This window comes from Falsibacillus albus (assembly GCF_003668575.1).
In the GTDB taxonomy this organism is placed as follows: domain Bacteria; phylum Bacillota; class Bacilli; order Bacillales; family DSM-25281; genus Falsibacillus; species Falsibacillus albus.
Genome location: NZ_RCVZ01000009.1, coordinates 70245 through 85291, shown reverse-complemented (window position 1 = coordinate 85291; position 15047 = coordinate 70245). Strand labels below are relative to the sequence as shown.

Here is a 15047-nt window from a genome sequence, read left to right as displayed (position 1 = left end):
TCCCTCAAATTTTCTTGCAAACTTTATCCACAGTTTTTTGTTGGAGCTACTTCCCCCTGTCCTCCATTCTCGTATCGGACCGCGTCCACTTCAATTGAATGGCCATGAGCGCCGGGATGAAAATCGGCAAACATCCGAATGCCAAAAGGAGCAAGGCGATGATGACGATTGATGCGATTTGTACGAGTGCCGGAACGCCGGATGGATAGACGGCGGCGAATGTACCGCACAGGATGATCGCAGCCGAGATGACGACACCGCCAATTCGTTTCATTGCGAGCAATAACCCTTCTTTGGGCGGCATATTCTCGTGTTCCTTATAGCGCAGCATTAAAAAGATGCTGTAGTCTACTCCGAGTGCGACGATCATGATGAAGGCAAAGAATGGGACGGTCCAGCTTAAGCCCTCTTTGCCGGTTAGGCTCACGATGATCCATTCGGTGATCGAAATCGCGGTAAAGTAGGACCCGACCAGTGATATGATGATAAACACCGGGATCCAAAATCGCCTTAAGATGATGATGAGAATCAGGAAGATCCCGATCAGCATCAGCATCACCGTGCGGGAGAAGTCTTTACTTGACATGCTGTCAAGATCGCGATTAATCGAAGAGACGCCGCCGATCCCCGTCTTGCTGCCTTTAAGGTGGCTCGAATCAAGTTCTTGATTCAATTCTTTTTGAATGTTATCCACCACATGGATCGCTTCTTTGGAATAAGGGTCCTTCGTCAATTCCACTGTGAGCTTAAAGTCTTTTCTGTCCTTTGTCATATAAGCGTCAAGCGACTTTTGGAAGTCGCCATTTTTCGCATCCTCCGGGACATAGAAGACGGATGAAGTGACGTTTTTCTTTTCGACTTCTTTAAAGTAATCTGACGTACTTTCCAGTCCGCTCGACACTTGATTCAATCCGTCGATGCTTTTCGTCAGTCCTTGATCAAGACCTTGCATCTGGGAAGACAGGCCGCTCAGCTTATCCTGCAATTGCTTTTGTCCGTTATTGATCTGAACCAATCCGTTTTCCATTTTGCCGAGGTTTTGAACGATCTGCTTCTGTCCATTGCTTCCGGATTTCAGACCGTTCGCCAGTTCGCCGCTCGATTCTTGAATTTTGGCATTCGCCTTGGAGAGTTCTTCCTGCCCGTTTGTGAGCGCTGTCAGTCCCTCATCCGCTTTTTTGAACGATTGATTCAGCGTATTCATTTGTGTGTTCAGCTGCTTCATGGCCCCCGCCATTTTATCCGACAGCATCCCCAGCTGTTTTGCATTCGACTCCAGTGACCTCATATTCGGATCATTCTGCAGCTCCGGGTGCCCGGATTTAAGGGCTGCGATCGAATTCTGCATTTGTCCCGAGATATTTTTCAGTGTTGAAAACTGCGATTGGAAGCTTGCATAGCGGGTTGACAGCTCCGAATAGCCGCTCTGCAGTTTTCGATAGGAAGAAAGCAATTGGATCGTTGAATCATTCAGCTCGTTGCTCTTTTGGGCAAGCTGTCCCAGCGCTCCCTGAATCTGTTCTGCCCCTTGTGCACCGCTCGCAATTCCGTTATTTACTTTTTCCAAAGCGCCTGAAACCGCGTGAAGGTTGTCCGTCATGTCCGACGTGCTTTTGACGAGCTTATCGATGCCCGCATTCGGGTTATCCGAACTGGAGGAGGAAAGCTGCTTCTGGACATCCTTCCATCCATTTGAAATATCTTCAATCCCTTTGTTGGATTTGTCCAGGCCTTGATCGATGGACCCGAGCTGATCCTGGATATAAAATTGTTCGATCTTTTCTCCCTTTGGCCTCGTCGGTCCATACACTTTCGAGACTCCATCCACCTCGGATATCTTCTGGGTGAGTTCATCGATGTCCGAAAGCCGGTCATTCGAATCCATTTTCTTTTCGGACGACACGACGACCGTGAGCGGCATCGCTTTTCCCGGTGAAAAAGCGTCGGAAAGGATGTCGAAGCCTTTCACGGATTCATAGGATGGATCGACTTCCTTCAAGCTGTTGAACGACAAAGCATTCTGATAGTTCAGGATGATCGGGACCGCCAGCAATAAAATGACGATGATCGAAATGAATGGCCTTCTTAGCGAGAAACGGCCGAGCGCCCCCCATAGTCTATTTTCGCTGTGGCCGCGCGCCTCTTTCATTGGCCAGAACATCCATTTCCCCATGATCGACATAAAGATCGGCAGCAGGCTGTACAAGGTGACGATCAAGATCAGCACGCCGATCGCGACCGCTGTGGCTGCCCTGAAAATGGAGAACTCCGCCAAGACCAGGATGCTGAAACCGACCAGGACGGCCAACCCGCTGAAAAAGACCGTCTTCCCGGCAGTCCGATACGTGGCCGAAATGGCATCAAGCTTCCCTCCGCCTTTGCTCAATTCCTCTTTATATCTACTCAAGAGCAAAATGTTATAATCCGTCCCGATTCCGAACAAGACGAGGATCATAAAGGTCTGCGTGATGGAGGAGAAAGGAAAGTCCATGTACTTGACGAGCAGGGTGACGAGAATGAACGAAACGATATACGACACACCGACGGTCAAGAGCGAAATGATCGGCGTGATCGGCGAGCGAAAAACAATGATCAGGATCACGATAATCAGAATGATGGTGATCGATTCCGTCTTTTTCACACCGCTTTGCGACGTTTTGATTTGATCCTCATTGATGAGTTCATTCCCAGTCAAATAAACAGGGACATCGCTTCCCTTCAGTTCTTTCTCGAAATCTTCCCGTACCTCATTCGTACTTCGGTCTTTTTTATCGACAGTCAGGACATCCATGATGGTCGTGCCATCTTTGGAAACAAGCTGATTCTTTGATTCCGGCTGATCGAAGGAATTCAGGTTGCGGATCACGCCTAACTCGTCGCCATCCTTCTTCAGCTTTTGCACTTGTTCCTTCACATTGTCGATCTGCTCGGACGTCATCTTCTTTTTCTCATGGAATACGACGATCACATCCATGCTCTTCGCCGACTTGGCGTGATCGTTGAACTTATTGAGCAGATGCTTCGCCTGGACAGAGGAATAATTATCGGGGATCTTCGGCTGCCCCTTTTCCCTCACCAGCGTCCCCACATCCGGCCTGCTTATCGCCAGGAACACAACGGCCGCCAGCCAAATTGCTGCAATCAACCAACGAACCTTCAATAGTCTCTTCACTTTTCTACACCTCATTTATGATTTCAACTGGCTTTTCTCTTAAGATTACCTATATCGAAAATCCTAGCATTGAAACATAAATGAAAAATGAAACAAAAATAAAAAAGTGTGAAGAGTGGATGCTAGAGACCAGGTGGATTTGTGATTGTCGCTTGTCACATGGTGGCGGTAAGCCCGGATTAGTGACTGTTTTCTTTGTTCTGTCACTTAAACGAGCGCTATTCGAATGGATTTGCTACCGTTTGCCGCGGGCCACCTCTCAAACAGGCGCTACTCGACCTGTTATGCGACCGTTTGACGGATGCCGACTTTCTAACGGGCTCTATTCGGCCTGTTATGCGACCGTTTCTCAGGGGCCGTCTCTCAAACGGGCGCTTATCCCCTTAAGCAACCCATAAAAACTTCTTCTATAAAAATAGCCTGTATCAAATAGCACCTGATACAGGCTTTTATCTATTGCAACTGCTTTTAATCCCTCATCCCACCAGCTTCTCGGGAAGTCATGGCACCGATTCCTTCACTTACGTCTTTTTGAATTTCCTGTTTTACTTTCTGTGGATTCGTTCCGGAAGTTGGTGGTGTCATGTTGGCCGCAGAAGTTTGATTGGTTTGCTGATCCTTTGGCATAAGAACCCTCCTACATAAATTTTTTATCAATCTTCCTTATTATTTACAAAAGAGCATTTCATATGTCCGAAGGTTGGGAATTCAATGTTCACTCACTTCTCAATTCAACTCATCGTGAAACATGCAAAACCTCATAGACTGTCAAATGTTTGGATACCTCAATCTGTGGCTGCTCCTGATAAAAGCCGAAATGGCTGAATCCCCATTTGTCGGGATTGTATACAAGCAGGTCCCCAATAGGTTCATTTTTCACATATTCAGTGGCAGAAGGAAATGGCGTATTCCCTAATGAACCCCTTTCAGAAATGTTCCCTGATAATTCAACGACGTATTTCATTTGATTAATGTTTTCGTCCAAGTTGATGGTCAACGGGACGCCGATTTGAATCTGCTGCCAGCCAAATGACTGCAATATGTTGTCAAAGTAGCCCTCAAAGATGAATTGGTTCATTCCTTCATGGTTATTCCACAAATACAGCGGTGCATAGCAGTTATACAGATTTTCGTTCTGATTGGTCTCCGTGATTAAATACAATTTAAAATTGAGTCCTGGAAATCCATCGGTTTTATGGCTGTTGTCTTGAACCCTTTTCTTTATGATTTCCATATCATAATCCTTCGGCAGCTTCACTTTATATTGCATTGCGATCATGTTCTTCACCCACTTTGTTTTATTTATATGGCTCTTTTTGTAAAGTTTGTTGCTATTCATCAATACTTCTGCAAGGTTGATTTTCGCTGCAGGATGCTCGCTTTTCGAGGGGCGTCAGATGATAAATTTCCGAAAAACATCTATAAAAAACAACAATCTTTTAGAAAACAGCCATTTATTTTGAATGGAGGATTCTATTCTTCGCAATTTGAAACTTCGATTAAGTTTTGATCGGGGTCCCTGAAGTAGATGGATCTAATTTTTCCTAATGCCCCCGTTCTTGTTACTGGTCCTTCTTCAATCTTTACATTTTTGTTTAAAATGTGTTCGATCCATGCCTCTATTGGGGTTTCAGTTATGAAACATACATCTGCCGAACCTGGCAAAGGCTTATGTGCTTTCGGTTCAAACTCCTTCCCATATTCATGCAAATTGATCTTTTGATTGCCAAACTTCAATGCTTTCCGGTCTCCCAGGAAGGTCTGGACTTCCATATTCAACACTTCTTCATAGAAAGAGCAGGCAGCATCAATGTCTTTCACGGTAAGCACTAAATGATCTAATCTGGAAATATGCACGATCACCTATCCTCCTTGGATTTGCATTTTGGAGCTATACAATGAAATCTTATTCTTTTTATTTTAAAATTTCCAAATAAAACCACCGAAGAAGCTTATCTATTTTTCGACATCAGGAATGAGTGACGAATATCTGCTTATTTGCACGATTTACATCAACCAATTTATTCGTTACTATTCTAGTAGTGACTAATAGAAAGGTTGATATACTTGCATTCTCACCTAGATCCCTCACTTCTCATCATCTTGATTTCGTTTGGATTTTTAGCATCATTTGTTGATTCTGTTGTAGGTGGCGGCGGACTGATTTCACTTCCTGCCCTATTGTTTACCGGCCTGAGTCCAGCAGGAGCTGTTGCGACGAACAAACTGGCCGCGACGATCGGTTCGATGACAAGTACCATCATGTTTTACCGGTCGGGAAAACTTGAAATGAAATCCCTCTCCAAATTATTCCCGCTCGCTTTCATCGGCTCGATATTCGGTGCATGGACCGTCCATTTGATGAACCCTGATGTGCTAAAGCCATTGATGCTCGTCATGCTCGCAGCAGTCGCCATTTATACCATCTTCAAGAAAAATTGGGGTGATGTATCCTCACCTAAAACATTGGCTGCCCATCACTTCGTTTTTTTTATGATTGCCATCTTTGCTATCGGCTTCTATGATGGATTCCTTGGTCCTGGAGCAGGGTCATTTCTAATCTTTTCATTTTTATTGATCGGGTTCGATTTTATACAGGCTGCAGGGAATGCAAGATTTTTAAACTTTGCCAGCAATATCGCAGCGCTGATGATGTTCATCCTTTTAGGGCAAGTGAATTATACATACGGATTCATCATGGGAATCGCCCAACTGACTGGGGCGGTCTGCGGCTCAAGATTTGCGATCCAGCGCGGCAGCAGTTATGTCCGTGCCCTATTTATCGCCATAACTGCTATTTTGCTGGCAAAAAATGTTTTTGATTTTATACATTGATTTTCATCCTGTGCCGAACCTAGGGGCACAGGATTTTTTGAAGGAATTGATGGAATTTTATGTTAATATCATAATAAAAAGTAATACACTTTTGCCTTAAGGAGAAAGTTTGTAAATCATGAAGAAGATCATAATGATTGTTCTTTGCATTATTTTTATACTCATTTCCGGCTGCTTTTCTATTTGCCTATATACAAGCATTAAGTTGAGTAAGGTGAAAAGCAATATACTAAAAAAGAATCCCGAGGTTCACGAAGTAGTATCCATAAACAGTAGCGGACAGTGGGGAGAATGGTTTTCTTATTACAGCGCTGTGGTGGAAATCGACGGGAGTAAGTTTCGTGTGTGGCCCTCTGAGGATGGAGATATTTCAGATTACAAGGAAAGAATTAATGAGTAACTCGATCAATTTTTTTGAAAGGTGACTTTATATGTACTTATTTCTATGGATATTACTAGGTACCGCTCTAGGATACGCCTTTTTCGCGATGGGACCGATTGTCGGAGGCATCCTTGCTTTCGGAATTATTGCCGGCTGTCTTTTTAGGGGAGTGCATTTGCTCAATACGATCCATAAACGAATTTCAACTCTATTGCCCCAAGAGGATTCAGTCCAAAAGGATGCCCAAGCGCCTATTCCGGACCATTTAAAAAGTGCACGGGCATATAAGGAGCATGTAAAAAAGGGAGAAATGTAACTCATCAATCTTGTTGAAGGTGAAAAAATGGAGACAATCAAGTTTTTCAACGATGGCTGTAAAGTGAAATACCGTTCCGAAGAAGTCGTTTTGTTGCCCAAGGAATTTCATTTATTTCAGTTTTTATACGAGCATCCGTCACGAATCTTTACGAGAGATGAGCTCCTTGATGCAGTTTGGCCGATGGAGGCACCAACCGACAGGACCGTCGATGACCATATTTACCGTGTCCGAAAAAAGCTCGCTACCCTCTCTTCCGTAGTCAGCATCGATACGATCAGAGGAAAAGGCTATGTGCTGCGACTCAAAACAGAGCATGATGATAGTCCCTTGTTATCGGACTTGGAAGTATCCTCTAATATGAAAATGCTCTTTCACAAATATCACCTTTATGGCCAGGGCGATGCCTTGAAGCTCCTGGAAGAAAATCAGGCGGTGTTCGGATTTAAGCTTGATTTGCAAAGCCAGCTGTACCTCAACTTCATGAAGGGGAATTTCTGGTGGTTTGTTAATTCATTGGACATTCCTTTTTGGGAAAAATGCTACTACTTCCTTCATATCTATTCCTACATTGAAACGGACAAAAAGAAATGCCTTGATTATTTCACGAAAGCCCTGGCTTCAAAAGAGATGCCGGAATTCCATCGGCTCGAACTCAGATTGCTGAACCGTGTCTCACTGATGCTGTACACAAACCAGCTGGACGAAGCGGCTAAGCTACTATGCCAATCCAAAAAGGAAATTCAGGAAAATCAGCTCGAGGGGTTCCTCCCGCTCATCCTCCTGACCGAACTCTATTTAGCTCTTCTTCAAAATGATTCGGTCATCATTACAGAAAAGATGCGGGATATGGAAATCACGCTCGAAAAATACCCCTACTCAAGGGAAACAGCCAGTTTTTATGTGGTCAAAGGAATCCAAGCCCTTTCTCAAGGGAAGCAGGACGAGGCAAAACGATATTTTGATCAAGGATTCAAATTGTTCCGAGAAGCCAAATACATCCCCGGCCTGTTAATCAGCTTGAACACCATCTTGTTCTTTTTAAAAGAATTTCAGATTAATAGCAGCTTATATCCCGAGTATCAAAAACAATTGAAGACGTACGATGAGAAATACAGATTTGCCGACCTGAAGCCCAAAATCGGGAGCCAATTGGATTATTACTTGAAATAAATTGCCGTGTCTTTCCGCGGACGAACGGTCGAGCCTCCTTGCTTGGCTGCGGGGTCTCGACTCGCTCGTTATTCCGCAGGACATTGATATCACTTCCCCGAGTAACACCGCACGAAGAAAATGCGTATGCATTTTCGAGGAGTCTCGCACCTTCCGCTCCAGTCCACTGAGTACGGCAATTAGGTTTCCCATAGCACTTTTATTATGTTGAATAATATTCCCCCCTCTGACATTCCTCTGATATTCATCCGTTATTCTGATGATAAGAAGATAAGACGGGTGGTAATAAAAATGAAGAAAAGCACTTCTATTTGGCAAGACCGAAATTTCATCAAATACTTTACGGCAAATGCACTATCAAATCTGGGAAACTGGTTTGATTTCGTCGCCGTGCTGATTTTGTTCCGATATAGCTGGAAGGCAGATCCGATGCTGATTGCCCTCATCCCGATCATGTACGCCATTCCGAGCATTCTATTAGGGCAGTTCGCAGGTGTATTCGCAGATCGGAGAAATAAACTGAGGATCCTTGTCCATTCGGATTGGATCCGGGCATGTTTGACGCTGCTGCTAGTATTCACCTCTTCCCCACTGCTTGCGCTGCCTGTCCTTCTGCTCCGCAACACGGTGGGCGTAGTGAGCCAGCCCGCGCAGCAAGGATTGATGAGAAACATCGTGGACGAAGAGGACATTATGAAGGCCGTGACAATCAACGGGAGTCTATTTCAGCTGGTGAAGGTGGTGGGACCGCTGATCGGCGGTTCGGTAGCGGGGATCTTTTCCCCCGGATTCTCGATTGTGCTGAACGCAGCTTCTTTCGTCCTTTCCGGCTTCATCCTCACCAGGATCCATTTGATCAATACCACGTTTAAAGAAAAAAAGATACTCAGCGATACGAAACCATTAAGTTTTTTCACTTCTTGGAAAGAAGGCTGGAAAATCGTTTTCACCAGCAGGATCCTTTGTGCTAGCATTCTTTTCGGGATCCTTACAACCATGACGATCCAAATGATCGATGCCCAGTTCGTCACCTTGTTCAGTGTCGTATTCCCGAATAAGGCAGAACTGACAGGCTGGGTGATCTCAGCCATCGGCATCGGTTCCCTCCTCATCGTTCTTTTCCTCAACCGGATGAAGCATATCAGGAAGTATGGCTGGTTCTTCGGTACGGGAACCATGCTTTTAGGCATCATGACGGGGGGATTTGGTTTCCTTGCCGATTACAGCTTCATTGTGCTGGCAATCTGTCTCGCTTTTATCGGGGGAATCGGGAATGGGGTGACATTCACTGCGATCAATTATCTCATTCAAAAAGAACCGCCAAAAGCAGCGATCGGCAGGGTGTCGGGGATCATGGACTCCACCTTGAGCATCCTGTTTATCATCGGTCCCCTGCTGGGCGGCTTTATGATCAATCAGTTCGGCGTCCTGGCAGCCTTCCGATTCATCGGTATCTGCCTCACGCTCATCGGCATGGCCGGCGTACTACTGCAGAAACTCATTTGGAAACAGAATGAATCGACCATTTTAAAAGGTTCAGAGCCGCTTCATGAAGAGAAATCTTTTGGATAAATTATTCTTGCACAACCTATAATTATCACGAAATTAGCCGTTGGGTAGAAATTATAGAAGGGACTATTTTCATGGAACACAATCAGGTTATTAGCAAGAAAATGAAATTTATTGCCGTTGGAATGATTGTCCTTTTGCTTTTGACCATCCTTGTCCCCTTAGGTTTGTTTGGCTTATACAAGTATAATGCCCATGCATTGAAAAGAGACACCTTTGATCATTTATCCAACGAAGGCTACTCACGCAATGAAATTAGGAATGTTGAAGTTGTATTTAAAGAAGGGGCATTATTATCGACTCTGGTCGAATTTGTCGATGAACCCCACGTGCAGTATTGGTACGATGAGCGGGAAGGACAAATTGTGCAAATCGGCACATATGATTCAAATGGGCTGAATGAAATGAAGTTGAGGCATCTGGAATGACATGTTCTGCAATAACATACTATATGCCATTAAGCTGAAGATGTAAGATTACATGAGGATCCATTGAAAGGAGTTTACCTCATGAATTTTACATCTTTTATCATCTACTGTATGATCGTCACTTTCACGCCAGGCCCCACGAATATCGTCATTCTATCCACCGCACATAATTTGGGGACAAAGAAAGCCATGCACTTTACATACGGGGCAACGATTGCCTTTGGTATCCTACTTGCCGTTTCCACGATGTTGAATACGCTGTTGATCGCTGTCCTACCCAAAATTTTAATTGTGATGCAGGTAGTCGGAAGCTTGTATATGTTCTACCTCGCCTATCAGATCGTCAAAAAGAATGCCTCAAAGACAGCTGTGAATGAAACGGCTACCTTTCGAACCGGCTTTCTGATGCAGTTTTTGAATCCGAAGATGCTGCTCTTTGCCATGACTGTCATACCCAGCTTTATTTTACCCCACTATATCCAAATCCCGGCGTTGACCATAAGCGTTTTTGCCATCACGCTAATCGGATTTTCAGCGTTCATCACCTGGGTTCTCTTCGGCACTATATTCAAGAAGGTTTTACAAAAACATAGTAAGATTGTTAATGTAGTAATGGCACTATTTTTGGCTTATTCTGCTGTCATGATATGGATGTAGTCAAGTGAGGTGATTACAATGAACAAATTTATCTATAAAAAATCGGCAGGGGTTACGGCGTTGTCGGCAAGCATGACGGATTTCACCTATAAAACCCACTCTCACAAGGAGTATGCTGTCGGCGTGACGCTGCGCGGTATTCAACAATATACCCTGGATGGCAATTTACAATTATCCTATCAAAATGGCGTCATGCTTTTTAATCCAGAACAGGCGCATGACGGAATGGCGCATGATAAAACCGGACTCGATTATGTCATGCTTTATATCGATCCGAAATTGCTCTTGGAGATTATTGAGAGAAAAGAGATCGTACGTTTTTCAAATCCTATTGTGTATGATGCGAACCTGGCACAAAAAGTCATCCATCTTACTCAAGCCATCTTCAGTGGAAAAGACGAGGCGATGTGCAGCGAACTGCTCTTATCCCTCACAGAAAGCCTCATTCAAACGAATCTTTCTACAGACCACCGAAAAGATACCGTTCTCATAGCAAAAGCAAAGGATATGCTTCAATCCAACCTCAAAAACGTACTGAAGCTCGAAGATATTTGCCATGAGCTTCAACTATCAAAATTCCAGTTTATTCGATTGTTCAAAAATCATACAGGCATTTCACCCTATCAATACTTCCTAAACTGCAAAGTCGAACGCGCAAAAAAGGTCATCGAAAAAACAAAAGATATCTATACAGCTGTCGCCGACTGCGGCTTTGTTGATTTGCCCCACCTAAACAAACACTTTAAAAGCGTCTACGGAACTACTGCATTTGAGTATATGTCTCAGGTGAATTGAAGCTGGTTTCGAAAACAAGGACTCGATTATCCAATCGGGTCCTTGTTGTTTCATTCCTCATTCCTCACCAGCGGCAGCCCGATCTTGATTCCAAGCCCGCCATGCGTCGACTGAAATGCATCGATCGAACCCCCGTGCCTTTCAATGATCGATTTGCAGGATGCCAATCCCAATCCGGTGCCGCCATACTCCCGCTGCCTTGATTTGTCGACCGTAAAGAACTTTTGAAAAATGAATGGAAGCTGTCCTTTAGGCACCCCCATCCCATTGTCTTCGAGCGTCAAGATGGCTTTATGCTTCTCAATGAATCCTTTCAAATAGATGCCGCTCAAGTCCTTCCCACCGTACCGGACGATATTGCTGAACAGGTTTCCGAATACCCTTCTTATCATCGTTTCATTCAGCAGCGCTTCATCGTTTGGCGAAAATGTGTGCTTCCAGTGCAGTTCGTAGTCGAGCCCGGATAGCTCTGCCTCATACTCTTCCGCGATATTTTCAAAAAAGGATGCCATTTTCACCGGTTTCACCTGCAGCTTTTGAAGTGCGATTTCATTTTTCGAGTACAGGGAAAACTCATCGACCAGCTGTGTGATGTGACGGGATTTTTTATGGATCAGCTGCAAGTATTCCTCTTTTTGTGCTTGAGATAAATCCTTCTGCATCTGGATCAATTCCAAAAAGCCATTGATCGAAGTGAGCGGCGTCTTTAAATCATGGGCAATGGCTCCGACCATGTTGACCTGTTCCGCCTGCGTTTCATAAATCCGCTCTTCCATCTCTTTGACATGTGTATATAATTCGCCGATTTCATCTTTGCGATCACTCGACAGCGCCGGGAGCGACTTTGACAGCGAGACGGCCGATAACCGTTCGTTCAGCCGCTCGATCGGCCGCGTGATATAATGCTGGAAATATAAGAATAGCACCACGAAAATCAAGCATAACAGGATCAGGAAGAGGACAAAGCTTTTCGTAAAAATCGTCTTTGTCACCAGTGCCTTGATCGATAATGGCCGCTCAATTTTCATAAAATACGCGATCCTACCTGCCTGGTCCCTGACCGGATATAGATGCGAATAAAGAAAGTTTTTTCGCTTCGTCCCTTCCGCCGTCACTAAAACATGATCATATGTCTGATCATATAAAAAGATATTCATTTGCTGTGCTTTGGCTTCTTTTTTTACCGAAGCCTCCAGCGAAGACCGATTTGGGTGGAGCCGAACCTGATTATCGACAAAAGCCTGATTGCCGGCATCCAGCTTCTTGACCTCCTGATTGATCCTGGTCAAGACCACCTGTGAGACATCGATTCGGATATAAAAGGCGCTTAAGGAAACAAAGAGAATGATGAGTATTGAAAAAATCAGGGGCAGTTTATACTTCAGCTTCATTCGCCCAAGACCTCTGGCACAAACTTATAGCCGACTCCCCAAATCGTTTTGATTGCCTCTTTCTTCTCCCCCAGCTTTTTCCGGATATTCTTAATGTGGACAGTGACGGTATTCATCTCCCCGAATTCGTCGCCCCAGATGCTTTCGTAGATTTGCTCCCTGGACAGCACCTGGTGGGGATGCTGCTGAAGGAAGAACAAAATTTGAAATTCCCTCGTTGAAAGGTCAAGCTTCTCTCCATTGAGAGAGGCTTCATACGTTTTTTCATTGATGTGCAGCGCGCTTGGCGACTGCCTGCTTGCGGCTTCAGTTTGTTCCTGACCCTTATCCGCAGGAATCAAATTTTGATAAAGCCTGTCCATTTTCCGAAAATGCGCCTTGATCCTTGAGGTCAATTCCTGGATGCTGAACGGCTTCGTCATATAATCATCCCCGCCGATCTCCAAGCCGATGACCTTGTCAAAATCCCGGTCCTTCGCACTCAAAAACAGAATGGGGAAATCATGGTCCTGCCGAATCCTCCGGCACACCTCATACCCGTCCATTCCCGGCATCATAATATCCAAAATAAGAAAATCAATCGACTCAGAAGCGATCTTTTCGAGGGCCTCCTTCCCCGAATGAGCGGTTTCCACATCAAACTGCTCATACTGCAGACTGTCCGAAATCAGCCTGACGATATCTGCATCATCATCAACGACCAATATTTTTTTCTTCATCTATCATCACCCTTAATTATTCTGTAATTCTTAGTTTTATCCTATCATTGAAAAATAAAATAAATATAAAAAGATGTGAAAATGGGTGAAATCAGGAATAGATTCTGGCGGCCATAATAAAAACCCTTTACAGATGATAAAGGGCTTGCGATTCTGTCTATGAAACCTTCCGTCTATCACGGATCAAAAGAAAGGCACTTAACGATCCGATGCAGCATAATGTGAGCTCCAGCCGTTGAAAATCAACATTCAACGCCAGCATGACCAACAACCCTCCAAATGATAGAAACGCGGCAATTTTGAGCAGACTGCTGAGAACTGAATTCATGGATTTCCTCCCCCTATCCGTATAGGTATAATACTATATTACCATTAATGTAATTTTTTGGTTGAAAAAATGTATGTGATGGAGAAAACCGCTAATGTGATGGAGAAACCATCAACAGTGATGGAATCAAGGCGTATTATGATGGAAAAATTGCGAAATGTGATGGAATAAATTCAAAACATGATGGAATTCATGTGAAATCATCAAAAAGAGCAATCAGCTGTGTGATTTGTATTAGAAAATAGCGAGATTTAGTACAGAATTCTGCCTGATCTGACCGCAAAAGTGACCAATGCGCTGTAAATTAAGTCCAATAAGGCGAATCATTCAATAAAATTCCTTCTTGATCCAGCAAGCTTACACGGATATCTCCGAAACTGACACATTTATCTGCGAAAATCTGAATTTATCTACGAAATTGACCAATATATCTACGAGAATCCCGATATATCTATTATTCTTCATTTTTCGACAAACTCCACGCCCAGCCCCTCCTCCACATACACAACAAAAAGCCCCTCGCATCAAGCAAGGGGCTACGCACATTCATTTTCATTTATAAAGAACCAACCGCATCCTTAACCGCCATCTCACCGCTCACGACTTGAAACTCTTTTCCGATCGTCTCGTCATTTTCCAGACAGGCCACAATCACACTGGCCACATCTTCACGCGGGATTTCATTTCTTTCCACTTTCGTGGCTGCCTTCACTTTCCCTGTTCCATTTTCATTCGTCAGCGCACCTGGATGGATGATCGTGTAATCGAGATCCGTACCCCTCAGCCATTCGTCTGCATAATGCTTGGCCACTACATATGGCGCAAAGGATGATGGAGCCGACTGGATCGCTTCACGTGTTGTGTCATAGGAACTGATCATGACATACCGCTTCACGCCGGCTTTTTTGGCTGCCTCAATGGTTTTCACGGCACCATCTAAATCAATTAAAATCGTTTTGTCTGCGCCTGTATTTGGACCGGATCCAGCTGTAAACACGACCGCATCGACGCCATCAAATGCTTTAGCGATGGACGGGATGTCATCTTCCAGATCGACCACGACCGTTTCCGTCCCCAGCTCTTTGAAGTGGGCCGCCTGCTCCTCTTTGCGAATCATGACTTTCGCTTCCAACTCATTATGATCTTGAATAAAGGAAACAAGATGCTTCCCGACTTGTCCGTTTGCTCCAACAATAAGAACTTTCATCAAATACATCCTTTCTATTTATATTAACAATGGTAATATACCCAGAAAGGCTGGTCGTCAAGCATGCGGATGTGC

15 protein-coding genes are annotated in these 15047 nt (G+C 44.4%); 7 read left to right on the top strand and 8 right to left on the bottom strand.

All coding sequences use genetic code 11. The features are described from left to right. Window positions 1–46 precede the first annotated feature (46 nt). The 4 genes from D9X91_RS13470 to D9X91_RS13460 all read right to left on the bottom strand — a co-directional run bounded on the left by D9X91_RS13470 (window position 47) and on the right by D9X91_RS13460 (window position 5029). Window positions 47–3172: an MMPL family transporter gene (locus tag D9X91_RS13470; protein WP_158598320.1), complete on the bottom strand. Its 3126-nt coding sequence runs from the start codon at window positions 3170–3172 to the stop codon at window positions 47–49. A gap of 468 nt (window positions 3173–3640) precedes the next feature. Further along, on the bottom strand, window positions 3641–3799 hold the full coding sequence (locus D9X91_RS22740) for a hypothetical protein (RefSeq protein WP_199738111.1): 159 nt from the start codon (window positions 3797–3799) through the stop codon (window positions 3641–3643). A 109-nt stretch (window positions 3800–3908) separates the two neighbouring features. Continuing rightward, on the bottom strand, window positions 3909–4451 hold the full coding sequence (locus D9X91_RS13465) for a DUF4865 family protein (RefSeq protein ID WP_121681159.1): 543 nt from the start codon (window positions 4449–4451) through the stop codon (window positions 3909–3911). Between the two features lie 194 nt (window positions 4452–4645). Continuing rightward, window positions 4646–5029, bottom strand: a complete 384-nt coding sequence (locus D9X91_RS13460; RefSeq protein WP_121681274.1) for a VOC family protein — start codon at window positions 5027–5029, stop codon at window positions 4646–4648. 210 nt (window positions 5030–5239) lie between these two features. On the opposite strand from D9X91_RS13460, the gene D9X91_RS13455 reads away from it, so the two are divergent. The 7 genes from D9X91_RS13455 to D9X91_RS13420 all read left to right on the top strand — a co-directional run bounded on the left by D9X91_RS13455 (window position 5240) and on the right by D9X91_RS13420 (window position 11327). Then, window positions 5240–6007 carry a TSUP family transporter gene (locus tag D9X91_RS13455; RefSeq protein ID WP_121681158.1) on the top strand — a complete coding sequence of 256 codons (768 nt, stop codon included), beginning with the start codon at window positions 5240–5242 and terminating at the stop codon, window positions 6005–6007. A 431-nt stretch (window positions 6008–6438) separates the two neighbouring features. Next, window positions 6439–6705 carry a hypothetical protein gene (locus tag D9X91_RS13445; protein ID WP_121681156.1) on the top strand — a complete coding sequence of 89 codons (267 nt, stop codon included), beginning with the start codon at window positions 6439–6441 and terminating at the stop codon, window positions 6703–6705. A 27-nt stretch (window positions 6706–6732) separates the two neighbouring features. Further along, window positions 6733–7878 (top strand): winged helix-turn-helix domain-containing protein, encoded by a 1146-nt coding sequence (locus D9X91_RS13440; RefSeq protein WP_121681155.1) that lies wholly within the window; start codon window positions 6733–6735, stop codon window positions 7876–7878. 291 nt (window positions 7879–8169) lie between these two features. Then, on the top strand, window positions 8170–9450 hold the full coding sequence (locus D9X91_RS13435; protein ID WP_158598319.1) for an MFS transporter: 1281 nt from the start codon (window positions 8170–8172) through the stop codon (window positions 9448–9450). Window positions 9451–9521: 71 nt separating this feature from the next. Further along, window positions 9522–9875 carry a DUF3139 domain-containing protein gene (locus D9X91_RS13430; protein ID WP_121681153.1) on the top strand — a complete coding sequence of 118 codons (354 nt, stop codon included), beginning with the start codon at window positions 9522–9524 and terminating at the stop codon, window positions 9873–9875. A gap of 81 nt (window positions 9876–9956) precedes the next feature. Then, window positions 9957–10532 (top strand): LysE family translocator, encoded by a 576-nt coding sequence (locus D9X91_RS13425; protein WP_121681152.1) that lies wholly within the window; start codon window positions 9957–9959, stop codon window positions 10530–10532. 18 nt (window positions 10533–10550) lie between these two features. Next, on the top strand, window positions 10551–11327 hold the full coding sequence (locus D9X91_RS13420) for a helix-turn-helix transcriptional regulator (protein ID WP_121681151.1): 777 nt from the start codon (window positions 10551–10553) through the stop codon (window positions 11325–11327). A 50-nt stretch (window positions 11328–11377) separates the two neighbouring features. On the opposite strand, the gene D9X91_RS13415 is transcribed toward D9X91_RS13420, so the two are convergent. The 4 genes from D9X91_RS13415 to D9X91_RS13405 all read right to left on the bottom strand — a co-directional run bounded on the left by D9X91_RS13415 (window position 11378) and on the right by D9X91_RS13405 (window position 14972). After that, entirely contained in the window at window positions 11378–12718 is a 1341-nt protein-coding gene (locus D9X91_RS13415) for a sensor histidine kinase (protein ID WP_121681150.1), read from the bottom strand. Further along, window positions 12715–13437: a response regulator transcription factor gene (locus D9X91_RS13410; RefSeq protein ID WP_121681149.1), complete on the bottom strand. Its 723-nt coding sequence runs from the start codon at window positions 13435–13437 to the stop codon at window positions 12715–12717. Before D9X91_RS13410 ends, D9X91_RS13415 begins: the two co-directional genes overlap by 4 nt. Window positions 13438–13594: 157 nt before the next feature. Then, window positions 13595–13765, bottom strand: a complete 171-nt coding sequence (locus D9X91_RS22520) for a hypothetical protein (protein ID WP_158598318.1) — start codon at window positions 13763–13765, stop codon at window positions 13595–13597. A 556-nt stretch (window positions 13766–14321) separates the two neighbouring features. Then, complete coding sequence (locus tag D9X91_RS13405; RefSeq protein ID WP_121681148.1) at window positions 14322–14972, bottom strand: SDR family oxidoreductase; 651 nt, start codon at window positions 14970–14972, stop codon at window positions 14322–14324. Between the last annotated feature and the right edge of the window lie 75 nt (window positions 14973–15047).